This is a genomic window from Falsochrobactrum ovis (assembly GCF_003259955.1).
GTDB lineage: Bacteria > Pseudomonadota > Alphaproteobacteria > Rhizobiales > Rhizobiaceae > Brucella > Brucella ovis_A.
On sequence record NZ_QLMK01000002.1, the window covers coordinates 176,483 to 200,530 of the forward strand.

A 24,048-nucleotide genomic window follows, 5' to 3' on the forward strand; every position below is an offset into this window, starting at 1 on the left:
TTTCGTTGCTAAATTGATTCAGTGAAATAGATCATTCGACAAAATCGGCTTTGCGATAGCCCTGAATATAGAGAAGAGCTGTCAGATCTCCATGATCAATCCGCACTTTTGCTTGCGCTGCCACAGCTGGCTTGGCATGCAAGGCCACACCGGTTCCCGCTAGCTGGATCATGCCAAGATCATTTGCTCCATCCCCAACCGCAATGGCATCATTTGGGGTCAGTCCGAGCCGCTCTGAAATTTCTAGCAGTTTTTCGACTTTGGCTTCGCGACCCAAAATTGGTTCGGCGACGGTACCCGTTAGGTTAACGCCATCATCGTGCAATATATTCGCACTATTTTCTTGAAAGCCGATCATTTCAGCGATGCGTTGGGTGAAGGAGGTGAAGCCGCCGGAAACAAGTGCTGTATAGGCGCCATGTTTGCGCATGGTACGCACCAGTTCGACACCGCCGGGCATGAGTGAAATTCTTGTGGAAATAACTTTATCAATCACGCCAAGCGGCAAGCCTTTCAGCAGTGCTACACGCTCACGCAGTGCGGGTTCAAAAGCAATTTCACCGTTCATGGCCCGTGCAGTGATCAGTGATACTTGTTCGCGCAGTCCTGCTTCTTCGGCTAATTCGTCGATGCACTCTTGCTGGATCATGGTTGAATCCATGTCGGCGATGAGAATCTTCTTGCGTCTTGTGTCTTGCGGCTGCACGACAACGTCAATCGGTTCTCCATCAAGCATTTGTTTCAGTGAGGATAGAGCTTCTTCTTCAGAAATGCCTGTGGGAAGGGGAATATCGCAGGCAATCCCGTCTGCCAGCCAGTAAAGTCCGGTTGCATTCACCAAGGCAGAGGCTTTAATCCCTAAAGATGGTATCAAGGCGGATTTGGCGGGATTGGCGATGAGAGTGGCAATGAGCGAAACGGATTGCGACATGAGGAACAGTTCCTGCAATGAGTGAGCGAGCAATAAAGGATGCGATCCTGATAGCTGGCCCGACCGCTAGCGGCAAGTCGGCACTTGCACTTCGTTTGGCAAAGACGAGCGGAGGTTTTGTTGTCAACGCGGATTCAATGCAGGTTTATGATGTGTTGAATCTTTTGACTGCTCGGCCTTCTGACGATGATTTGCGGAGTGCTGAACATTATCTCTACGGGCATGTTTCGCCATCTGTCTCCTATTCAACTGGGCGCTGGGCGCAAGATGTCGAGGCTCTGCTGAGACGGCCAGAACTTGTTGGACGTGTTCCGGTCTTTGTGGGTGGAACTGGTCTTTATTTTCGCGCCTTGTTGGGCGGGTTGTCACAAATGCCAGCAGTCACGGCCGGGGTGAGGCAATATTGGCGTAACCGCATGGATCAAGAAGGTGCGCAGGCACTTTTTGCTGTTCTTAGTGAGCGGGATCCAGCCATGGCAGAAACTTTGCGCCCGACTGATAGTCAACGCATTGTTCGGGCGCTTGAAGTGGTGGATTGCACCGGAAAGTCACTGCTGGATTGGCAACAGGAAAAGGGCAGGCCCATTATTGATGCCACTAGTGCGCGCAAGATCATATTGCTGCCAGATCGTGCTTGGCTTGGAAAGCGCATTGCCCAGCGTTTCGAGTTGATGTGGGAAAATGGTGCACTTGATGAAGTGCGTAATTTATTGGCTCTCAAGCTTGATGCTTCTCTGCCTGCTATGAAAGCCATTGGCGTGCGTGAGATTACAGATTATTTTTCAGGCCGTCTCTCAAAGGATCAGGCAATAGAACTTTCCGTTATCGCAACAAGACAATATGCAAAACGTCAATCAACGTGGTTTCGCAATCAATTGGATGATAGTTGGAAAACTTATGCCTCTGGAGCCGATGTGCACGGGGTTTAACAGGATTTAGTGCAATAAAGTTATACAAAAGTCGGTCTGCGTTTAAGAAAATAACGTTTTAGCCGCATTTATGCGTTGACGATAAGGTTTAGTGTGATTAGTCTGCCGACCATGAACAGAACAGCTCTTATTCTTGTGGTACGTACGCGCATGGGCAGGATGGTGTAACCATCCGGCGAAAGCTCCCATGCGCGAAAGACAGGCTCCCTCGGGGGCCTTTTTTGTTATCATAGCTAGCGACATTGAATAGAAAAGCAGACGGGAAATAACGAAGATGACGGCAGCAAAAAGCGAAGTGGGCAAGATGTCCGCGGGGCAACGCGAGATGACTGGCGCGGAAATGGTGGTTCAAGCCATGATTGATCATGGTGTGGAGCATATTTTTGGCTATCCGGGTGGAGCAGTGCTGCCGATCTATGACGAGCTTTTCCAGCAGGATAAGGTTGAGCATATTCTGGTTCGCCATGAACAGGGCGCAGGTCATGCCGCGGAAGGTTATGCGCGCTCAACTGGAAAAGTTGGCGTTATGCTGGTTACGTCTGGACCGGGCGCAACCAATGCAGTGACACCGTTACAAGACGCATTGATGGACTCGATTCCTCTTGTCTGCATATCGGGTCAGGTGCCAACCACATTGATCGGCTCAGATGGTTTTCAGGAAGCTGACACTGTCGGGATCACGCGTCCGTGTACCAAGCACAATTGGTTGGTGCGGAACATTGACGATCTTTCGCGCATTTTGCACGAGGCATTTCATATTGCATCGACTGGTCGGCCTGGCCCAGTTTTGGTTGATATCCCTAAGGATATTCAGTTTGCGACCGGTATCTATACGCCGCCGCAAACCTCGCCGCGCACCAGCTATCGTCCGACGCTTGAAGGTGATAAAAGCGCAATTTCCGAAGCGGTTAAACTTCTGCTGTCCGCCAAAAAGCCTGTGATTTATACGGGCGGTGGCGTTATCAATTCGGGGCCTGCTGCCACCAAATTGTTGCGGGATCTGGTTGAAATCAGTGATTTTCCAATTACCTCAACCTTGATGGGATTGGGTGCTTATCCTGCGTCGGGTAAAAATTGGCTGGGTATGCTTGGCATGCACGGTACTTACGAAGCCAATATGACTATGCATGATTGTGATGTCATGTTGTGCATCGGTGCGCGTTTTGACGACCGCATCACTGGACGTCTGGATGCGTTTTCGCCTTATTCTCGCAAAATCCACATTGATATTGATCCGTCTTCGATCAACAAAAACGTCTGTGTTGATGTTCCGATTGTCGGAGATGTCGCTCATGTTTTGGAAGATTTGGTTCGTCAGTTCCGTGCTGCTGAAAAGAAGCCGGAAAAGGCTGCAATCAAAGCATGGTGGGAACAGATCAATCGCTGGCGGGCACGCAAATCTTTGTCATATAAGCCCAATAAAGATGTGATCATGCCGCAATATGCCTTGGAGAGGCTCAATGCGCTGACGAAGGGGCGTGATACCTATTTCACAACGGAAGTGGGCCAACATCAGATGTGGGCGGCACAGTTTTTAGAGTTCGAAGCGCCGAACCGTTGGATGACTTCCGGCGGGCTGGGAACGATGGGCTATGGTTTGCCAGCAGCTCTTGGCGTTCAAATAGCGCATCCGGAAGCGCTGGTTATTGATATTGCGGGTGACGCATCGATCCAGATGTGTATTCAGGAAATGTCGGCTGCCATTCAGTATAATGCCCCCATCAAGATATTCATCTTGAACAATCAATATATGGGAATGGTTCGTCAGTGGCAGCAATTGCTGCATGGCAATCGTTTGTCGCATTCTTACACGGAAGCAATGCCGGATTTCGTCAAGCTTGCAGAAGCCTATGGCGCGCATGGTATTCGCTGTGACAAGCCCGCAGATCTTGATGATGCTATCATGGAAATGATTGAGGTGGATAAGCCTGTAATCTTCGATTGCCGCGTTGCCAATCTCGCCAATTGCTTCCCGATGATTCCATCCGGTAAAGCGCATAATGAAATGCTGCTGCCCGATGAAGCTTCTGATGAAGCGGTCGCAAATGCTATTGACGCCAAGGGCCGCGCGCTCGTTTGATCCGGAGAAATACAATGAACGCACAAAATCTAGCATCCGGCTCGGCCTATTTCATCGCCGCCGACACCCAAACTCCGGAAACGCACACACTATCAGTTGTGGTTGACAATGAGCCTGGTGTGCTCGCCAGAGTGATTGGCCTGTTTTCGGGGCGGGGATATAATATTGAAAGCCTTACCGTTTCTGAAACCGAGCATGAGCGGCATTTGTCACGCATTACGATTGTAACGCGGGGAACGCCAACCGTGTTGGATCAAATCCGACATCAGCTTGAGCGGATTGTTCCGGTGCATCGGGTTGTGGATATGACGCATCGAGCCATTGAGCTTGGGCATGAGCGTCCTATCGAACGGGAGCTTGCATTGATAAAAGTTGCGGGCAAGGGCGAGGCACGCGCCGAAACTCTTCGTCTTGCCGATGCTTTCAATGCGAAGATCGTTGATGCGACCACTGAGCATTTCATCATCGAATTCACCGGTAAGACAGTAAAAATCGATCAGTTCATCAATCTGATGAAGCCTCTTGGCTTGGTCGAGGTCTGCCGAACCGGCGTCGCAGCTATGAACCGCGGACCGCAAGGACTTTAAGTTCAGGGCCGATTCAACTTGCCTGGATCGGCTTAATCATTTGGATCATATGTTGAATGTCGCTGGATATTTTTGCGGCGCTGGTCGTGTTTGCTTTTGTTTCTTCAATAACACCCGGCCCGAATAATTTGATGTTGCTTGCTTCCGGAGTGAATTTCGGATTTCGACGTACAATTCCGCATATGCTGGGAATCGGGATCGGATTTTTTTCGCTTCTGTTAGGCGTGGGCTTAGGTTTGGGTGCTTTACTCGAAACTGTGCCGGTATTTTATACTGCGCTAAAATTCGCTGGGGGCAGCTATATGCTCTATCTTGCGTGGAAAATCGCGACATCGCGCACGATTGGCGAAAGCAAAGGTGGTAAATCAAGACCCATGAGCTTTAGTGAAGCTGCCGCCTTTCAATGGGTCAATCCCAAAGCTTGGGTGATGGCGGTTACTGGTGTTGCGACTTATGCCAGCCCGGAGAATTATTTCACATCACTGTTATTGGTGAGCATTATCTATTCAATCGTGAATTTACCAAGCGTTTCAAGCTGGGCCGGGTTTGGTATGCTCATGCGGAACTGGCTATCTGATCCGAAACGCCTTAAATGGTTCAATCTTAGCATGGCTTTGTTGCTGGTTGTGAGCCTATGGCCAATGATGGCATGAAAGCGCATAGGCTCCACAGTTCCCTTGGCAGCTTATTTTAGCAGGGCATAGCCATAGGTATGGCATTGTCCCAGGCCGCACTGCACGCCGACCGAAAGAAAATTTACCACTCCGATTGCGATGACATATAGGCACAGCAAAGGGGTAAGATATCTAAGCGTCGGTGAATGTTTGGTCGGCTTTATTTTTGATTTACTGCTATTTCCCCAGGCTATCAGTTGAATAGCGAAACTAAAGAACAAAGCGACAGCGATCAGTACCGACCAGACTGGCATATGAAGGCCGAAAATGGCGCTGCCAATATATTCATGTCCGGGCCGAGGATAAATATCTAGCAGGGTTTGGCGAACTGCAACGATAAGCAGAAATAAAGTGAAAACCATGCTTAAGCCGATATGGCGATAAGAGAAGCCGTAGCGCAATTGCAACATAATGCCAAAACAAACGCCCAATAATGCCATGCGCTGCAAAAGGCAAAGCGGACAGGGAAGCTGGCCGTCCACATATTGAAGCAGCATTGCTGCTGTTAAAATCCCAGCGATGACTGCCAGCATGCCGAGCATATAAATATGATGCAGAGTGGCGGATGTTTTAGGTGTAATAGAAAAATTTCTAAAATGAGTATCTATCATAATTGTTGCCCGCTATTCTGTGTTGATACGTTGTTCATCGACGAAAGTTTCAACGAATTATCGAGTAGCTCTGTCTGGATCCAAGGCATGCGATATCCATAATCCGGACTGTGGATCTCCCAGAGAAATTCTTTAATTGCAAACATGAGGCAGAATATTATGCATAAAATAGATGCAGTTTTCTTTTCTGTCAGTAATAATAATAATGCAATAGAAAGCAGGGCGAACGTGAAAAACATCATGGCCTATCTCCTTTCTATAAAAGTAAAGCACAGTCAGCATTAATTTATTGTGAATCAATATTTATATATGATTATATTTGAACTTGAGAGTTTATCTTGCAGTAATATGATTGAATTCTGATGGGGGTTTTTTAGTTGCGGCGGGAGCGATGGTGCTATTTTGTTCTCGTCTGCTCTTGCTCTTATGGCCCGAATCCTGTCTGTACAGGATATGCAATTTTCACCGGAGCAAGATCAGGCTTTAAAAGCCGTTGGTAAATGGCTGAAGGAAGGGCGCAGTCCTATCTTCAGGTTGTTTGGCTATGCTGGCACAGGCAAGACCACGCTGGCGCGTTATTTTGCAGAACATGTTGATGGCGAAGTTCAATTCGCGGCCTTTACGGGCAAAGCGGCACAGGTTCTGCGTTCAAAAGGGGCGAGCAATGCTCGTACGCTACATTCGCTGATATACCGCCCGCGCGGTGAAGAGGCCATTGAGGACGAGGCTACGGGCAAGACATCAATCGCGCCGACGTTTTCGTTGAACCGTCAGAGCCCTGTAGCCAAGGCGGCGCTCATCGTTGTTGATGAATGTTCAATGGTAGATGAGCAGCTCGGGCGCGATTTGATGACCTTTGGTACGCCGATTCTTGTACTTGGCGATCCGGGTCAGTTACCGCCGATTTCTGGCGGCGGTTTCTTTACCGAGCACGAGCCAGATTATCTGCTGACAGAAATTCACCGGCAGGCGCGGGATAACCCGATCATTCGCATGGCTATGGATGTGCGTGAGGGTCGGGCGCTGGAATATGGCGATGAAGGTCGTGCCCGCGTAATTTCACGCAATGAGGTAACGCAGGAACTCGTACTTGCAGCGGATCAGGTTTTGGTTGGGACCAACCGTACACGTAAGCGCTATAATCAACGCTTACGGGAGCTGAAAGGTTTTAATGCGGAATATCCGCAGGCCGGCGACAAGCTTGTTTGTCTGCGTAACGATCCGGCAAAAGGTCTGTTGAATGGGTCCTTATGGAAAGTAATGACTTCTTCAAAAGAGACAGTTAAGCCGGGCGTTAATCTTTTGGTTGCGCCTGAGGATGAGGATCGGGGAGTTGCTAAGATCAAGCTGCTGAAGGCCCAGTTTGAGAATCCTGACGCGGAAATTCCGTGGCAGACGAAAAAGCGGTTTGATGATTTTGATTATGGTTATGCGCTGACCGTGCACAAGGCACAGGGTTCGCAATGGGACAATGTCGTTCTTTTTGATGAAAGCTTTGCTTTTCGCGACACGCGGGAGCGTTGGCTTTATACAGCGATTACCCGTGCGGCGGAGCAGCTCACCATTGTCCGCTAATTACCGATCGATTGGCGTAGTTTCCAGCCATTGCCACGCTTCTGCCTCTTCATCGATTTCGAATGTGCGAATATCGATGGTGAGGAAGGGCCGTAGCAAGGTTACACTGGTTTGCAGCCAAACTGGTCCGCCTATGATGGCGTAACGACGCAATTGTCTGAGTGATTTTTCTCGAAGTGAGACCATGCTTTGAGAAAAAGCAGAACTCCAATCTACGCCATCATAGCCTGAAAGCCGGATCAGCAGGTCGATTTCTTCGTGATCGGCATAGGCCGCATTCAAAAGGCCGTAAAGATTTTCCAACGAAGCGTCATCAAGATGGCCTTCTATTGCAAATGCAAATACATCTTCACGGTCTGTAGGAATTCGACGGACGACCGGGATATTCTCGTTACGCATATTTACCTCCGGTTTGTGGCCGGACAAACAAAACGCCATAGCCGCGCAATGGTTGCGCAAATAGTATGAAATGACAAAATGAGCATGCATTTTGGAATTGGATTAAAGATGAATGTGGAAAGCACTGACATTTTTAGTAATCGGGCGCTATAAAGTTATGTAAGTGATTTGGGAGTGACGCTTTATGCCTGCGAAATTGTCCGTGAACCTGAATGCTGTTGCTATGTTGCGCAACCGTCGGGATCTTCCTTGGCCCAGTGTTACCGGGCTTGGGCGCGTTGCCCTTGCTGCCGGTGCAACCGGACTTACTGTTCATCCCAGGCCGGACCAGCGTCATATTCGTTTTTCCGATCTTGGCGATATTCGCGCGCTTATTGATAAAGAATTTCCTCAAGCCGAATTTAACATTGAAGGTTTTCCTAGCGAAGCCTTTCTTGAACTGGTTGAAAAGCACCGGCCTGAACAGGTGACACTCGTTCCTGATGATCCCCTTCAGGCTACTTCCGACCATGGTTGGGATTTTGAGACAAAGGCTGATTTTCTTGAGCCTATCATTGCTCGGTTGAAAGCGGGTGGAATGCGAGTTTCACTATTCGCTGATCCAGATCCGCTGGGATATGAGAAGGCAAAGGCCATAGGAGCGGACCGGATCGAGCTTTATACGGGGCCTTATGGTGCAACTTTTGATGATGCAGCCGCGGCGGATCGAGAACTGGACAGATTGGGCAAAGCCGCTGATGCAGCTCTGAGGCTTGGATTGGCGGTGAATGCCGGACATGATCTTACCGTTGAAAATTTGCCTGCCTTGGTGAAACGAATTCCGCAATTATGCGAGGTTTCCATCGGTCATGGATTAACGGCGGATGCGCTGATGTATGGTATGCCCGTTACAGTCAGCCGCTTCATTTCTGCGCTTGCGGCAGAATAATTGAAACGTTAGTTATGTTCTTTATGCATGCTTTGCGTAGCAGGCATGTTATAATGTTAATTGTTGCTGGTCGAAAAAATATAGATATTCTTATCTTCTGCCCTCTATTTTTGTTTAATATTGAGAGGGTATTTATTATTGTTATTTTTTGCAATTAACTTTCAAATTCTTGCAGGAAATATTTAAATATTTCAAATAGATCTTTGAGGTCTTATATATGGGTCGTAAAAAGGCAGATGAGGCGTCAGCCTCGATTGCAGCGCGGGCGGGTGCACGCCCTGATATTGCCTCTGACTTTTATCCTATTAATGATGATAGTCATGAACCCCGCGAAAGTATGAAAATGCTTGTTTTGGGCGCGCTCGGGGTTGTCTATGGCGATATTGGAACCAGCCCGATTTATGCCTTTCGCGAGGCACTGCATGCCGCGACGGTCGGCGGAGTGCTTGAGCGTAGCGATATTTTGGGCGTTGTATCGCTGATTAGCTGGGCGCTGCTGATGGTTGTGACCATCAAATATGTGCTGTTTGTGTTGCGAGCCGACAATAATGGCGAGGGCGGCATTCTTTCCATGATGGCGCTGGTGCGGGCGGCTCTGAAAGGTCGTCCCGTCATTATTCTTGCGATGGGCATTGTTGGCGCTGCTCTGTTTTTTGGTGATGCGGTCATTACGCCGGCCATATCCGTATTATCAGCGGTTGAAGGACTTCATATTGTAGCGCCTCAGTTGACGCCGATGGTGGTTCCAATCACGGTCATCATTCTGGTGCTACTTTTCGCGGTACAAAAATACGGCACTGGAAAGGTTGCTGTGGTTTTTGGTCCGGTTATGGTAATGTGGTTTTTGGCCATTGGTGCTTTTGGACTTTGGCATATTTTTGATGATCCGACGGTGCTTGCCGCGCTCAATCCTTATTATGCAGCGCGCTTTTTGGCTGTTAGTCCCGGTGTGGCTTTTATAACTATTGGCGCTGTTTTTCTGGCAATGACAGGGGCCGAAGCTCTTTATGCCGATTTGGGGCATTTTGGTCGAACACCAATTGTCAGGGCATGGCTCTGGCTGGTTTTTCCGTGCCTGTTGCTGAATTATTATGGGCAGGCGGCTTTTGTTCTCACCCATGGTCAGATCGCAGCGCTGCCGTTTTTTCGGATGTTGCCCGATTTTGCACTTTGGCCGATGGTGCTCTTGGCGACAGCAGCAACAGTGATCGCCAGTCAGGCGGTTATTAGCGGAGCCTTTTCAGTTGCCCGGCAGGCCGTGCAGCTCAATATATTGCCCCGGTTTGAAATCATCCACACGTCCGAGAAGCTGCATGGCCAAATCTATATCCCACGTATCAACATGCTTCTTGGGGCAATTGTTATTATTCTTGTGCTTGGTTTTGAAAAATCCAACAATCTAGCTGCCGCCTATGGCATCGCAGTAACCGGTAATATGCTGGTTACGACTTTTTTGCTTTATATCGTCATGACGCGGATCTGGGGATGGAGCGTAGTTCGAACCCTGCCGCTTATTGGTGTCTTTCTCGTGATTGAGTTGCTGTTTTTTAGTGCCAATATAATTAAAATCCATGATGGAGGTTGGGCCTCGATGGGCTTGGCGCTTGTGCTCATTATCATTATGTGGACTTGGGTGCGGGGATCGCGAGCGCTTTTTGAAAAGACACGCAAAGCGGAAGTGCCGCTTGATATGATCATCAGCCAAATGCAGAAAAGTCCGCCCGTGATTGTTCCAGGCACTGCGGTTTTTCTAACGGGTGATCCTAGTAATGCGCCGACGGCGTTGATGCATAGTCTGAAGCATTACAAAGTGTTGCATGAAAATAATGTGATACTCACAGTCGTAACAGCATCCAGTCCAAGGGTGGCTAGTTCTGATCGTGTGCGTATCTCACAATATAATGAGCGCTTTATGCAGGTGACGTTAACCTATGGCTATATGCAGCAGCCAAACATTCCGCGGTCGCTCTCATTGTGTCGTCATCTGGGGTGGAACTTTGATTTGATGAGAACGTCTTTCTTTCTTTCGCGCCGCACGCTGAAGGTTGCTGCTCGGTCATCAATGCCTCGCTGGCAGGATAGGTTGTTCATCAACTTGTCGCGTACAGCGACTGACGCGACGGAATATTTCCATATTCCTACCAGCCGCGTTGTCGAGATCGGCACGCAAGTTAATATCTGACCGATCAATCATCATCTTGGAGCTACATTACAGACTTTACCGTCGGTTAGGGGGGAGCCGGGCACGAGCAAAATCGCGGTTATGAATATCTCATAAATCTCAAAATCCTTCTTGACGAAAACGAAAGTTGTGATTATTCAATAGAACCGTACCGTACGGTACAAGAAGGAGGCGGGGTGACTGATACAAGCGAGAAAATTCGGGCTCAAAAGCAGCCAGCTTTTTCGCCGCGTCAGAACGATGTTCTGGAGCAGGCTTTGCGGTTGCTTGTCGAGGGAGGGGATCGAGCTCTGACCACGGCGGGGATCGCTCGCGCTGCCAATTGTTCAAAAGAAAGCCTTTATAAATGGTTTGGTGACCGCGACGGATTGCTTACAGCGATGGTGCGCTGGCAGGCGTCGAAAGTTCGGGTCGTTCCTGTTCCACGTCAGAAGCTAGACGCGGAATCGCTGTTCTCAAGTCTTGAACATTTCGCTCGCGATTGGTTGCTGGTTCTTTCTGGTCCAACGTCCATTGCACTTAATCGTTTGGCGGTCAGCCATTCAGCGTCCGGCAAATCCGCTTTGGGTAACATTGTGTTGGCGAATGGCCCGGTAGCGATGGCCGAACGGCTTAAGCCTGTATTAAAAATCGGACAAGAAGCAGGGCTTTTAGCGTTTGACGATATTGATGAGGCATTTCGATCATTTTTCGGACTTGTGGTCCGCGATATGCAGATAAGGTTGCTGCTCGGCGACCAGCTTGAATTGACTGATGCGGTGGTAATTCGAGACGCTCGGCGGGCCACTAAACAGTTTTTCGCTCTCTATGGAGCACAATAATTGGCGAACATAAGGATGCCAGAGTAAACTCAACGAAGGGAATTGAAGAATGCGCGTTTATTACGATAGCGATGCAGATGTAAACCTCATTAAATCCAAGAATGTCGTCATTGTTGGTTATGGTAGCCAGGGCCGTGCCCATGCGCTCAACCTTAAAGATTCAGGCGCCAAGAATGTTCGCGTAGCTCTTCGTGAAGGATCCGCCACCATCGCTAAAGCCGAAGCAGATGGCTTTGAGGTTATGAATGTTGCTGATGCGGCTAAATGGGCCGATCTTATGATGATGGCGACGCCCGACGAACTTCAGGCTGACATCTATAAGGACCATATCCACGACAATCTTCGTGATGGTGCTGCGATTGCTTTCGCACATGGTCTCAACGTTCATTTCGGTCTTATCGAGCCGAAAAAGACCATTGACGTTGTTATGATCGCTCCAAAGGGTCCTGGCCATACGGTTCGTGGCGAATATCAGAAGGGCGGCGGTGTTCCTTGCCTTATCGCCATTCATCAGGATGCTTCGGGTAATGCGCATGATCTCGCACTGTCTTATGCCTCGGGTGTTGGCGGCGGTCGTTCGGGCGTTATTGAAACCACCTTTAAGGAAGAGTGCGAAACTGACCTGTTCGGTGAGCAGGCAGTTCTTTGCGGTGGTCTGGTGGAGCTGATCCGCGCAGGCTTCGAAACGCTGGTCGAAGCGGGCTATGCACCTGAAATGGCGTATTTTGAGTGCTTACACGAAGTGAAGCTGATCGTTGACCTGATCTATGAAGGCGGCATCGCCAACATGAACTACTCGATCTCGAACACCGCTGAATGGGGCGAATACGCTACCGGACCACGGATTATCACTGCTGAAACCAAGGAAGAGATGAAGCGTGTTCTGAAAGATATTCAGACCGGCAAGTTCACCTCTGAGTGGATGCAGGAATGGCAATCGGGTGCAGCTCGCTTCAAGAGCATTCGTCGTATGAACGACAGTCACCAGATTGAAGAAGTGGGTGAAAAACTGCGTGGCATGATGCCTTGGATCGCCAAGAATAAGCTCGTTGACAAAGCCCGCAACTAATTTGGTTTGCTCACGAGAAAACCATAATTCGTGAGCGCTACCATTCTATTAAATGAGAGTTCTTCAGGGGGATAGCTCCCCCTGAAAATTGGATAAAAAGGCTCTAGAACAATTCCGAATATCTTTATTCCATACAAGCATCGGAAGAGGTGTTCTCGTGGAGCGGGAATTGCGCTATCGCTTCATCTTATGTCATAAAGTTTGAGGAGATTTCCCGTGCTGGACTGGGAAAGTGTATTTGCAACGCGCTCGAAACGCATGCGCGCTTCGGAAATTCGTGAACTGCTTAAGCTGCTTGAACGCCCGGATATTATTTCATTTGCGGGTGGTATTCCTGACCCCGCACTTTTCCCGCACGAGGAATTCCAGAGCGCGTACAAGGATATTCTCTCTGGTTCAGAAGCGAATGCAGCGCTGCAATATTCGTTATCTGAAGGCTATAAGCCGCTTCGGAGCTGGCTGGTGGAGGAGCTGGCAAAGATTGGCATTCCCTGCACGGAAGACAATGTCTTTATCACTTCGGGTTCGCAGCAGGCGCTTGATTACCTGGGCAAGCTGTTCCTTTCACCCAATGATACGGCGCTGGTCACGGCTCCCACCTATCTTGGTGCATTGCAGGCTTTCAATGCCTATGAGCCCAACTATGACATTCTGACACCGAATGGCAATCGGACACCGCAGTCTTATAGGGAAGCAGCGGAAAAGGCCGGAGGCCAGGTCAAATTCTCTTATCTTTCTCCGGATTTCAGTAATCCGACGGGGGAGACCGTCAATCTGGCTGGTCGTGAAAAATTGCTTGCCCAAGCAGATGAACTTGATATGCCAATCATTGAAGATGCTGCATATCAGTATTTACGCTTTAACGGAGAAGCTATTCCGCCAATTTTGGCGCTGGATATTGCGCGCCACGGTGGTGATATTGAAAAGACTCGAACAATCTATTGCGGGTCATTCTCAAAGACACTCGCTCCGGGTCTGCGTGTGGGCTATGTCGTGGCAGCGCAGGATGTTATTCGCAAACTAGTGCTTATTAAGCAGGCAGCAGATCTACATTCGCCGACTATCAACCAACTTGCCATTCAGCGCGTTGCGGCGAATTTCTTCCAGCAGCAGATTGCTAAATTGCATAAGGTCTATATGCATCGCCGTGACAAGATGCTGGAAGCCCTTGCCAAATATATGCCGGAGGGCACTAAGTGGACGAAGCCAGAAGGCGGGATGTTTGTGTGGGTGACCCTTCCAGAAGGTATGGATGGTGCCAGCTTGCTTGCGGCTTCCATTGATACTGAAAAAGTGGCTTTCGTGCCCGGCAAAGCATTTTTTGCTGTTGGTACCGGCGCCAATACGCTTCGTCTTAGCTATTCATGCGCAAATGACGAAATGATTGATGAGGGTATCAAGCGTCTGGGTCGTTTGATTCGAACGCATAAGTAAATTTCGTCTGATGTAAAAGCCGGGGTTTAGCCCGGCTTTTATTGAAAGGGCGAGTTGCAGCTCGTGCGCGGTCCCACATAAGGTTGATACGTATTATCGGTCGAACGGTAGCTGCGATAGCGCTCAGAACACCATCGGATGTGGTTGCTGCTTGGCCCGAATCTAGTGGCGGGTGAACGCTTTGAAGGGCGGACTTGCAGCGGTTCACCGCTTTTATAGCGCAGAACACCTTCTTTGGAGATGTAATTTCCACTGTCACTACAGCCAACCGAACCATAACATTTGCTGGAACCTGCTTTGGGACCATAGGTTCTCGCGTCACCGCCGGGGATTGTCGGCGATGGTGATTGGAGTGACGGCAGATAGGGCGTCGAATTCAACTGCACAGCCGAAGCATGCGCTGCAAACATGCCCACAAATAGGCAAGTGCAGATTGCTAATGGTCCGTTTTTTTCCACATTCGTGCTGGCTCCTTCTCAACCTATATAGGAAGTGTTGCCACAAATCTGTAGTCAACACGTGATCAAACTTATCAGAGAAAAGTTCAAAACTAGTTCTTGCCAATTGGAGCGCCACCCGCGAGATTGTGGCTAATGATTAGATTAGCCACTTTCAATGTCGAAAATCTGATGCGCCGATTCGATTATTCGGGCTTTCGCAACGAATTACGTCGAGACCGAACGCTAAACTTGTTTGAGATCAGAGATGAGCCACAATATCAATTGATGGAGCAAGCCCGTGCGATAGCCTTTGCCGATGACACCCGGCAGATGACAGCGCTTGCGATCGCCGATTGCGGCGCCGATATTCTCTGTCTACAGGAGGTAGACAATCTCGCGGCGCTAAATGCGTTCGAATATGGTTATTTGTTTAAGATGATCGGCCATGGCTATCGCAATAAATATTTGATTGAAGGCAATGATGGCCGCGGTATTGATGTAGCGGTGATGACCCGAGAGACAACACGGGATGGCCGACCCATAGAGGTGGTCCAAGCTATTAGCAACGCTCATATCACCTATAGTGATTTCCAATTATATGAACCCGGGCTGGCCGAACTTGGGATTGAGCCCCATCATCGGATCTTTAAGAGAGATTGCCTAGAGGTTGATCTGCGGATCGCAGGCAAAGAGCTTAGTTTATTCGTAGTACACCTCAAATCGATGACCGGGGCACGCAACGGACTGGATGGAAAGACGGCATCACTGCCGGTGCGTGAGGCGGAAGCACGTGCAATCCGCCGCATCATTGAGAACAAATTTGGCGCGGGCCGCACCGCAGGCAAGCGCTGGCTTATCTGCGGGGATTTCAACGATTATCAGGAACGAGTGATCATCGGCGGCGATGCGTTGAGCGGTTACACATTCACACCCGCTCGCGAAGAAGTCAGTGCGCTCGACATTCTGCTTAATGACGGTTTTGCATATAATTTTGTTGAACGCCGGCCGGTGTTGGACCGGTGGACCCTTTATCATACGCGCGGTCCCAATGAGCGCCATCTGTGCCAGCTCGACTATATTTTAGCATCCCCATCTTTGGCTAAGAAAAACAAAGATACAGTCCCGCAGATCATTCGGCGCGGACAGCCTTGGCGCACTATTTTTCCGCCCGGACAGGAAGTGGACCGTTATCCGCGCACCGGGTGGGACCGTCCAAAAGCCAGTGATCATTGTCCAATAGCGATCTCAATGAACCTTTTGTGATTACAATTCCAAAAAGCTAACAAGCTGTTTTTCGGATTTGTGAAACATTGGAAGATAATCGAAAGTCTAAAATGGACGGATTGAAGGAAAATAAAGTTTACGCGGTTAATAGGGTGGCTGTGCGTGTGGTGCCGGGAAAGCTGGCCTATGCTGAGCGCAACCAGATTGCAATTAAAGAGAATTGGCGAAAGCAGGTTGCGGCTAAGCCAGCGCTCTTTGACGGTGAAATATTTCTGGCTCCCCGTGCCATTATTGAAAATGGAAAGTTCTCGGCGGAGTTTCAGCGTAGCAGTTTTGCGACATTGATGTTTTGGCGGGTGGATCAATCGGTCGATCGACCGTGGCATATATTTGGCTCCGGCGTGATGGTTTCGGCAGAAGGTCATTTGATCGCTGCACGCCAAGCAAATCACGGCGCTCTTGGCGGCAAGGTCTATTTTCCTGCTGGCACGATTGATGACACGGATATATTTGATGGGCAGGTAAATTACGAAACGAATATGCGCCGCGAAGTGTTGGAAGAAACGGGCATCGATCTTGCGGCAGCGCGAGCCGAAGCTTCGACCTATCTTGTGACTGTCAATCGGAGCATTGCGCTGTTTCGTCGATATTATTTTGATATTTCGACGGCAGAACTGGTCGGGCGCATTGAAAATTATTTGGCGCAACAGGAACAGTCAGAACTTTCTCAAATAATTCCGATTAGTGGATCAAATGATCTCGACGAAAAATCTCCATCCTATATCCATGCTTTTGCGAAGTGGCATTTTCATAATGCTGATTGATACGGTTTGACTGTGAGAGGGCATGTGTTGAAGATGCTGATAAATGCCGACAAGATTAAACCGGCTTCGAGGAAGAGGTGAAACATGAATGATGCTGGTGCACCTGGCCGGTTCTATGAGGTGTTTGATGTATTCGCCGATAGGCCCTTGGCCGGAAACCCGCTGGCAGTTGTTCATGACGGAGAAGGCTTAAACGATTCTCAGATGCAGGCGATTGCGCGGGAGTTTAATCTTTCAGAAACGGTTTTTGTTTTTCCTCCGGCTAACCCCGTACACGAAGCTATGGTGCGGATATTTACGCCGGATTATGAGCTTCCTTTTGCTGGGCATCCGACCATTGGTACTGCGGTTTCTCTCGCAAAACGTCGCATGACGGGCCATGATGCTGACCGATTGGTTACTCTGGAAGAAAAAGTAGGCATTGTTCGTTGCGGGGTTATCTTGGGCGAAAAGGGGGCTTTTGGTGAATTCGATCTGCCACGCCTTCCTGAAAAAATGTCTATTAAAATTGAAAAAGAAGAAGCAGCGGCGGCGCTAGGATTGGGTGCGCATGAGATAGGGTTTGAGAATCACGTGCCTGAAGTTTGGAGCGCTGGCACACCCTATTTGCTCGTCCCGGTTCATAATCTCATTGCAGCGGCAAAAGTTTCGATTGATCCAGTTTATGTCAGTGAAAGCTTACCGCATGTGAGCGAGCGACCGCTGCCGATCTATGTCTATTGCCGGGATACGATTCTTTTTGACAGTAATTATCATGCCAGGATGTTTGTTACTGGATCGAATATTTATGAAGATCCAGCGACGGGCTCTGCCGCGGCCGCATTTGCCGGGATTATTCAGCAAAATGACAGGCCGTTGGATGGCAGCTCGCAATGGTGGATCGAGCAGGGCATGGAAATGGGGCGACCATCGCGGATTCGTCTCGAATTAGATATATCTAAGCAAAAATTGACCGGTGCACGTATTGGAGGCAGGACGGTGAAGGTCGCCGAAGGGCGTCTTTTCATTTGAGCGGATGCGCCCTTAATGGAGGCTGCGATGATTATTATAGATCTGTCAGAATATGATATCCGCAACGTCATCCAAAATATGCAGGTCGGACGGCTCGCCTAGAAGGCTGGTTTATGCTCTGAAGGCCTCACGACGTGATTGAGGCCATTTTTTCCGCGAAAGTGCAATATTTTGATGAAGGTAAGAACCCATGGATTGTGATTCGTTTCAAGCAAGCTGGGTTGCGACGGTTCTCAATTTGGACTGGCCTTCCGAAATATCAAGAACTATCGAAGATGATGCGGAACGCGCCAAGCGTCAGAAACAAGAATTGGTGCGAATGTTTGATAACGCTGCATCGCACGGAATTAACGCGATTATTTTTCAGGTTTCGCCCAGTGCGGATGCTTTCTACCAATCCGAATTTTTACCTTGGTCTTCTTATCTTACCGGGACACTGGGCAAATATCCCGGATTTGATCCGCTTGAGTTTGCCATAAAAGAAGCGCGAAAACGCGGTATGGAGCTGCATGCGTGGTTGAATCCTTATCGTGTTTCTATGGATGATAGTGCGGCAACCGCGAAAGCTTTGCAGAACTCAGCTAAAGATTCACCACCCAGCATTTTCAAAACCAGACCAGAATGGGTGGCAGTATCGGCAAATCGATATGTACTTGATCCGGGGATTCCGGCGGTGCGCGAATGGGTTACAGATATAACTGCCGAGGTTGTGAAAAAATACGACGTCGATGGCATCCAGTTCGATGATTATTTCTATTATGAAACGGCCAACTCACCGCTCAATGATGCGAAGAGCTTTGCTCGTTTTGGCACCCGTTTTTCTGACAGATATGAATGGCGGCGATATAATACCTATGCGCTGGTCCAAGGTATTTCAGAAAAAATTCGTTCGATAAAACCGCATATTCGTTTTGGCATTAGTCCTGGTGGCGTTTGGCGGAACATGGCCGACGATCCGCTTGGCTCGCCAACTCAAGCGGGAAAAACAAATTATGATGGCGATTTCGCTGACACACACCGGTGGATCAAGGATGGGCTGATCGATTATATCGCGCCGCAAGTCTATTGGTCGTTCGGGCGCAAGCAAGTTCCGTATGGTCCGATTGTCAAATGGTGGGCCGATACAGTGCGAGGAACCGGGACGGATCTTTATGTTGGTATGGCGCTTTATCGAGCCGGAAGCGCCAGTCAATCGGAGCCAGGCTGGGCCGAGGGCGATGGTGTTGATGAGATCAAACGTCAGCTTGAATTCAACGCAACCGTGCCAGAAGTCAAAGGTAGCATTCTTTTTCGCCAGAGTTTCCTTACCCATCCGCGTATGAAATCGGTATCTCAATATATCAAACAGGCTTGGGGTAAATGTCGTGGAGCAAAGTAGGGGCAAAATAGGGGATATGGCCCGATAAAAGGCGCGCGGCATGCAAATTCGGGGTTTCATTTTAAGAGACGTTGCTAATTCCAGCTGGGCTTGCTATCGGTTTTTATAGGAAACGGTTCCACCTTCATGTGGATGAAAAGGGAACACGGTGAGATCACTATCGACTCCGTGACTGCCCCCGCAACTGTGACCGGAGAGTCGTCCTCTGATGATCGTGAATCGATCAAAGCCACTGATAGTTACTATCGGGAAGGTGGAGGATAGATGAAGACCCGGAAGTCAGGAGACCTGCCGTATCTCGTCACCTATGTCTGACACGGGGTGTGTTCAGGCGCGGCCGTCCGTAGCGGTGACATTTATAAATGTTACCGCGGAGCAGACGGCTACAGCCATTTCTGACCTGCGGTGAATAAGCTCGTGCAGGAGAGGAAATGCGAAGCTTTAAATTTTCTGTTTTATTGATCGTGAGTGTTCTCACAACAGTGCCAGTTAGGGTGTCGGCGCAGCCTTTCGCTGGTCAACAAAGCGGAGTGGTGCTTGATACAATCGTTGTGACGCCGCTGCGCCGTGCGACCTCGCTTCAGAATTCAACATCATCGGTAACGGTTATCGATAGAGACGAAATAGAGCGATCAGCCGCGCCTGATCTGCAATCATTGCTCAAGCGCGTTAGCGGTATCAGCCTTGGAACTTATGGCGGGCAGGGCTCGGGTGCTAATCTCTACATGCGGGGTATGTCGCCGCAGCAGACGCTGGTTTTGGTGAACGGGGTGCGTACCGCTTCTGCTAGTTCTGGCACTACTGCTCTTTTTGGTATTCCATTAAGTGCGATTGAACGTATCGAAATCGCCAAAGGCGTTCATTCGTCGCAATATGGTTCTGATGCGCTTGGTGGTGTTATCAATATTATCACCAAACAGGGTGGCGCTTGCGAAGAACGTTCCTGGTGCGGCAGTTTTTCGACTGGGGTGACTCACCCTTGGGGAGGATATGCGTCGGGGACAATCCAAGGGAAAACGGCTGATGGCGTGGAATTTGCCATTGGTGCCGCGATCACTGGAACTCAAGGCTATAATTTTACGACTTTAGACAGTTGGGGACATCACCCTGACAATGATGGTTTTCTGCAAGGATCGCTCAATCTAGCTTTGGCTAAAGATTTTGAGTGGGGAAGATTATATGCAGATGGGCTGATCAGCCGAAATCATACCGAATATGATGGCTATCCCACGGATGAGAGTTATAGCACCAATTTTGCCGGAAAATTAGGAACTCGAATTAACCATAGTGCTGATTGGTCGACGACAATTGAACTGAGCAGCGGTATCGATAGTGCGCGGGATTACAGCAAAACACTGCCAGATGTCGATCGTTTTGAAACGAAACGTTTTGGGATATTCGCTTCTACCACGAAGGAAATCCAAAGCGGAGCTGCATTGCATAGTGTGACATTTGGCGGTGAAGTTTATCGCGAAAAGCTGAATTCGTCTGTCGATTTTGACGTGACGAGCAGGGATCTTGCTGCTGCCTTTGCGCAATATTCATGGGAAGGCGAAGCTCTGCGTTTTGATGGCGGTGTGCGCTATGATTACAATGAGCAATTTGGTGATGTCGTCACTTATAATCTTGGCGGAAGTTATGAAATCCTGCCAGACTTGGTGTTACGCACTTCTTTCGGTACTGGATTTAGGGCTCCGACTTTCAACGAACTTTATTATCCGGGATATGCAAATCCCAACTTGGCGCCAGAAAAATCACGGTCTTTCGAGATTGGAATGAACTGGCAGCTTAGCGCGGCAACCACACTGGACGTGGCCGTTTATCGAAATTGGTTGCGAAATGCGATCATCAACGCCAAAGGCTCGGATGGTGTGAGTCGGCCCTATAATATTTCGCGCGCTGAAGTAACGGGTCTTGAAGCGACGCTTGCGCATCGGTTTGATGATCGCTGGGGTGTGAAAGGTATGATTGATCTCAAGCGTCCGCTCGATAAGGATACCGACACGGATCTTCCCTATCGGGAGCGGGTCAAAATGAGCGGCGAGATCAATTTTCAGCCGGTTGAGAAGCTCGATCTGACTGCCCGCGTCAACTATGGCGGATCGCGTTATACCAATACAGCTAATACAATTAAGCTTGCAGATTATGTCACAGCGGATTTCGTAGCGCTTTATCAACTGGATAAGCAGTCACAGCTGAAATTTTCTGTCGAGAATATGTTTGATAAAAAATACCAGACCATCTCCGGTTATATAGCGCCGGGGCGGAGCTTTAACATTGGGCTTACCCGGAATTTTTGAATTGGGCCGCGCAATGAATAAACGGTCTAAGAAAAAGCTGTTAAGGGGCTGCCTTGCGGCGGCCCTGATCCTCTTTGGGTCTAGTGCTACATATGCGCAAGCAACTCCCCAGCGGGTTGTTTCTATTAATGTGTGTACCGATCAGCTGGCAATGTTGCTGGCCAGTGAGGCACAGCTACGCTCTGTCTCTTTTATGGCCGTTGATCCGTTTCTTTCTACTATGGCAGATCAGGCGTCACGCTTGCCTCTTAATGATGCGCAAGTGGAAGAAGTCATTCTTATGAAGCCTGATCTGGTGCTGGCGAGCACGTTTTCTTCACGAACAACGGTTGAACTATTGCATGAGCTGGGGGTGAGGGTAGAAGAGTTCGAACCAGCGCGGGATTTCGAGGATATTCGTTTACAGATCGCGCGGATGGGTAATTTGCTGGGACAACCAGAACGGGCGCAGGCAGAGATAGAATCTATGGAGGCGGCACTTGCGGAAATTGACCGACCAAGTAGCGATCTCAGTGTCGCGCTTTATTATGCGAATGGTTACACATCCGGACCGGGGACACTTATCGACGCGGTGGTGCGTCAGGCGGGTTTGAAAAACATCGCCGAACGGGCAGGTGTCAGGGGATCAACCCGAATGCCGCTGGAAATGCTGATCATGGAAAAACCGGATATTATTCTAAGCAGTTCGCGCGAGCGAGGCCCGGCGCTGGCATTTGAGAATTTTGAGCATCCGGCAATGCACGCATTGGAAAATCAAGCCAGGATTGTTTCCATCGATGACAATCTGACGGTATGCGGTGGGCCATTTACCGTGAAAGCAGTCGAACAGCTTGCAGGGGCGGCGCGTGAGTGAAAATGCTCGATATGTAACATTGTTGGCAATGCTAGGAGCATTAACAACAGTATTTTTCGCCCTATCACTCTTGATCGGTCCGGCACAGCTAACTCTAACGGAAAGCATGACGGCCCTTTTCAACGGCGAAGGGGGCACATTCGTTGTGGTGATGCGCGATATCCGATTGCCGCGAGCGCTCCTGGCATTATTAATCGGCGGCTCTTTGGGGCTTTCAGGCGCGGTATTGCAAGGCTATTTGCGCAATCCATTAGCCGAGCCCGGCTTGCTGGGAGTTAGTGCATCAGCCTCGTTGGGAGCGGTGATTGCAATTTATAGCGGGCTTTCCTTGTTGTTTCCGCTGGCACTTCCGTTATTTGCGCTCATCGGAGCGCTGGTTTCGGTGTTATTGGTGAAAGCTCTGGCAGGGCGGTATTCTGGATCGCTTACCGTAATTTTAGCTGGCGTTGCTGTGACAAGTTTTGCAGGGGCATTGACTTCCTTGGCGCTAAATTTATCGCCCAATCCATTCGCTGCAATGGAAATCGTTTTCTGGATGCTCGGTTCGCTCGCGGATCGGTCTATGATGCATGTCTATCTCGCTGCACCGTTTATTTTGTTGGGATGGACCATGCTTTTTTCGCTTGGCCGGGCTTTAGACAGCCTTACATTTGGGGCGGATGCTGCGGCGAGCATGGGGGTAAATCTTTCTCGCTTCCAGCTAATCGCAATTTTAGGCACGGCTTTTTGTGTCGGGGCATCGACCGCCGTTGCGGGCGCGATCGGCTTTGTGGGGTTGGTCGTGCCGCATCTTCTACGACCACTGGTCGGCGCACGCCCATCGCGGCTGCTTGCGGCTAGCACTTTGGGCGGCGCAGTTTTGGTGTTGGCGGCTGATATTCTGGTACGTATTTTAATGCCGGGACACGATTTGAAACTCGGCGTGCTGACAGCGCTTATAGGGGCACCTTTCTTTCTTGGGCTCGTGATTAAGTATCGGAGGCAGATCGTATGAGCTTACTTTCTGTCAACGGGCTTCAATTGTCTTTTGGCCACAGAACGGTTCTTTCCGGAGTGTCATTTGAAGCGGAACCGGGCGAATTCATTGGTCTGATCGGTCCCAATGGCGCAGGCAAAACAAGCTTGCTCAAGGCTATTTTGGGGTTGATCGCCAGTGATGGCCAGCTTTCGCTTGAGAATCGTGATTTGCGAAACATGACTAATCAGGAAAAGGCGCGGCATTTGGCTTATCTTCCGCAGGAACGGGAGGTGGCTTGGCCAGTGGCCGTCAAAACCTTAGTTTCTTTTGCCCGTGCGGCCTTAAAGCCCATGTTTGAAGGCCAGGATGATGAGGATATTAAACTCGTTGAAGCCGCGATGCGGCGTATGGATGTGATTCGCTTTTGTGATCGGGTGGTCAGCGAATTATCGGGGGGAGAGAAAGCGCGAGTGTTGATTGCGCGTGTTCTAGCGCAAAATACGCCCATTATCCTAGCAGATGAACCGGTGGCTGGGCTTGATCCTGCTCATCAGCTTGGGTTGATGGAGGTTTTTGCTTCCCTTGCTGCCGAGGGGCGCACCGTGATCGCGTCGATGCATGAGCTAAGTTTAGCAGCGGGATATTGTACCCGTCTGATTGTTTTGGATCAGGGGAAGGTAGTTGCGGACGGGCCGCCAACAAAAGTGCTGAGCGAAGAGTTGCTACGGTCTGTATATGGTATCAATGCTCATCTTTTAGATGTCGGAGGTAAGCTTATCGTGCATCCGAAATCGGTTTTGCGCTGAATTATAGCGAAGAAAAAGGCCCCTTTATTGGGGC

General features: G+C 49.5%; 22 protein-coding genes and 1 riboswitch. Of the genes, 18 read left to right on the forward strand and 4 right to left on the reverse strand.

The window, feature by feature from the left end:
- Positions 1-31: 31 nt before the first annotated feature.
- Complete coding sequence (serB, locus tag C7374_RS04480) at positions 32-931, reverse strand: phosphoserine phosphatase SerB (protein WP_111574420.1); 900 nt, start codon at positions 929-931, stop codon at positions 32-34.
- 17 nt (positions 932-948) lie between these two features.
- Between serB and miaA the strand changes: the two genes are divergently transcribed.
- From miaA to C7374_RS04505, 4 genes are all read left to right on the forward strand, one after another.
- Positions 949-1,860 carry a tRNA (adenosine(37)-N6)-dimethylallyltransferase MiaA gene (miaA, locus tag C7374_RS04485; protein ID WP_111574421.1) on the forward strand — a complete coding sequence of 304 codons (912 nt, stop codon included), beginning with the start codon at positions 949-951 and terminating at the stop codon, positions 1,858-1,860.
- Between the two features lie 274 nt (positions 1,861-2,134).
- On the forward strand, positions 2,135-3,940 hold the full coding sequence (locus C7374_RS04495; protein WP_111574422.1) for an acetolactate synthase 3 large subunit: 1,806 nt from the start codon (positions 2,135-2,137) through the stop codon (positions 3,938-3,940).
- A gap of 14 nt (positions 3,941-3,954) precedes the next feature.
- The gene (gene ilvN, locus C7374_RS04500; RefSeq protein WP_111574423.1) at positions 3,955-4,527 is read left to right on the forward strand and encodes an acetolactate synthase small subunit; all 573 of its coding nucleotides are present in this window, start codon (positions 3,955-3,957) and stop codon (positions 4,525-4,527) included.
- A gap of 56 nt (positions 4,528-4,583) precedes the next feature.
- Positions 4,584-5,180: a LysE family translocator gene (locus C7374_RS04505; RefSeq protein WP_111574424.1), complete on the forward strand. Its 597-nt coding sequence runs from the start codon at positions 4,584-4,586 to the stop codon at positions 5,178-5,180.
- A 32-nt stretch (positions 5,181-5,212) separates the two neighbouring features.
- Here C7374_RS04505 and C7374_RS04510 read toward each other — a convergent pair whose 3' ends face one another.
- Positions 5,213-5,743 carry a disulfide bond formation protein B gene (locus C7374_RS04510; protein ID WP_374850192.1) on the reverse strand — a complete coding sequence of 177 codons (531 nt, stop codon included), beginning with the start codon at positions 5,741-5,743 and terminating at the stop codon, positions 5,213-5,215.
- Between the two features lie 522 nt (positions 5,744-6,265).
- Here C7374_RS04510 and C7374_RS04520 point away from each other — a divergent pair.
- Positions 6,266-7,387 (forward strand): ATP-dependent DNA helicase, encoded by a 1,122-nt coding sequence (locus C7374_RS04520; RefSeq protein WP_111574640.1) that lies wholly within the window; start codon positions 6,266-6,268, stop codon positions 7,385-7,387.
- On the opposite strand, the gene C7374_RS04525 is transcribed toward C7374_RS04520, so the two are convergent.
- A complete protein-coding gene (locus C7374_RS04525; protein WP_111574426.1) occupies positions 7,388-7,786 on the reverse strand; it encodes a SpoIIAA family protein in 399 nt (132 codons plus the stop codon).
- Between the two features lie 184 nt (positions 7,787-7,970).
- Between C7374_RS04525 and C7374_RS04530 the strand changes: the two genes are divergently transcribed.
- From C7374_RS04530 to C7374_RS04550, 5 genes are all read left to right on the forward strand, one after another.
- Positions 7,971-8,714, forward strand: coding sequence for a pyridoxine 5'-phosphate synthase (locus C7374_RS04530; protein ID WP_111574427.1), 744 nt, complete (start codon positions 7,971-7,973; stop codon positions 8,712-8,714).
- 217 nt (positions 8,715-8,931) lie between these two features.
- Entirely contained in the window at positions 8,932-10,896 is a 1,965-nt protein-coding gene (locus C7374_RS04535; RefSeq protein WP_111574428.1) for a potassium transporter Kup, read from the forward strand.
- A gap of 176 nt (positions 10,897-11,072) precedes the next feature.
- On the forward strand, positions 11,073-11,717 hold the full coding sequence (locus C7374_RS04540) for a TetR/AcrR family transcriptional regulator (RefSeq protein ID WP_111574429.1): 645 nt from the start codon (positions 11,073-11,075) through the stop codon (positions 11,715-11,717).
- A 49-nt stretch (positions 11,718-11,766) separates the two neighbouring features.
- Positions 11,767-12,786, forward strand: coding sequence for a ketol-acid reductoisomerase (gene ilvC, locus C7374_RS04545; RefSeq protein WP_111574430.1), 1,020 nt, complete (start codon positions 11,767-11,769; stop codon positions 12,784-12,786).
- A 216-nt stretch (positions 12,787-13,002) separates the two neighbouring features.
- A complete protein-coding gene (locus tag C7374_RS04550; RefSeq protein ID WP_111574431.1) occupies positions 13,003-14,220 on the forward strand; it encodes an aminotransferase-like domain-containing protein in 1,218 nt (405 codons plus the stop codon).
- A gap of 38 nt (positions 14,221-14,258) precedes the next feature.
- Here the strand turns inward: C7374_RS04550 and C7374_RS04555 are convergent, their stop codons facing one another.
- Positions 14,259-14,630, reverse strand: a complete 372-nt coding sequence (locus C7374_RS04555; RefSeq protein ID WP_111574641.1) for a BA14K family protein — start codon at positions 14,628-14,630, stop codon at positions 14,259-14,261.
- A 183-nt stretch (positions 14,631-14,813) separates the two neighbouring features.
- Here C7374_RS04555 and C7374_RS04560 point away from each other — a divergent pair, with 183 nt between their 5' ends.
- From C7374_RS04560 to C7374_RS04595, 8 genes are all read left to right on the forward strand, one after another.
- Positions 14,814-15,923: an endonuclease/exonuclease/phosphatase family protein gene (locus tag C7374_RS04560; protein ID WP_111574432.1), complete on the forward strand. Its 1,110-nt coding sequence runs from the start codon at positions 14,814-14,816 to the stop codon at positions 15,921-15,923.
- A 71-nt stretch (positions 15,924-15,994) separates the two neighbouring features.
- Positions 15,995-16,708: an NUDIX hydrolase gene (locus tag C7374_RS04565; RefSeq protein WP_111574433.1), complete on the forward strand. Its 714-nt coding sequence runs from the start codon at positions 15,995-15,997 to the stop codon at positions 16,706-16,708.
- A gap of 84 nt (positions 16,709-16,792) precedes the next feature.
- On the forward strand, positions 16,793-17,719 hold the full coding sequence (locus C7374_RS04570) for a PhzF family phenazine biosynthesis protein (RefSeq protein WP_111574434.1): 927 nt from the start codon (positions 16,793-16,795) through the stop codon (positions 17,717-17,719).
- 190 nt (positions 17,720-17,909) lie between these two features.
- Complete coding sequence (locus C7374_RS04575) at positions 17,910-19,097, forward strand: glycoside hydrolase family 10-like protein (RefSeq protein ID WP_111574435.1); 1,188 nt, start codon at positions 17,910-17,912, stop codon at positions 19,095-19,097.
- 96 nt (positions 19,098-19,193) lie between these two features.
- Positions 19,194-19,407, forward strand: a riboswitch (cobalamin riboswitch).
- 121 nt (positions 19,408-19,528) lie between these two features.
- Positions 19,529-21,397 carry a TonB-dependent receptor domain-containing protein gene (locus tag C7374_RS04580; RefSeq protein WP_111574436.1) on the forward strand — a complete coding sequence of 623 codons (1,869 nt, stop codon included), beginning with the start codon at positions 19,529-19,531 and terminating at the stop codon, positions 21,395-21,397.
- Positions 21,398-21,410: 13 nt separating this feature from the next.
- Complete coding sequence (locus C7374_RS04585) at positions 21,411-22,250, forward strand: ABC transporter substrate-binding protein (protein ID WP_111574642.1); 840 nt, start codon at positions 21,411-21,413, stop codon at positions 22,248-22,250.
- Positions 22,243-23,244: a FecCD family ABC transporter permease gene (locus tag C7374_RS04590; protein ID WP_374850128.1), complete on the forward strand. Its 1,002-nt coding sequence runs from the start codon at positions 22,243-22,245 to the stop codon at positions 23,242-23,244. Before C7374_RS04585 ends, C7374_RS04590 begins: the two co-directional genes overlap by 8 nt.
- Positions 23,241-24,014 (forward strand): ABC transporter ATP-binding protein, encoded by a 774-nt coding sequence (locus tag C7374_RS04595; protein ID WP_111574438.1) that lies wholly within the window; start codon positions 23,241-23,243, stop codon positions 24,012-24,014. Before C7374_RS04590 ends, C7374_RS04595 begins: the two co-directional genes overlap by 4 nt.
- Positions 24,015-24,048 lie beyond the last annotated feature (34 nt).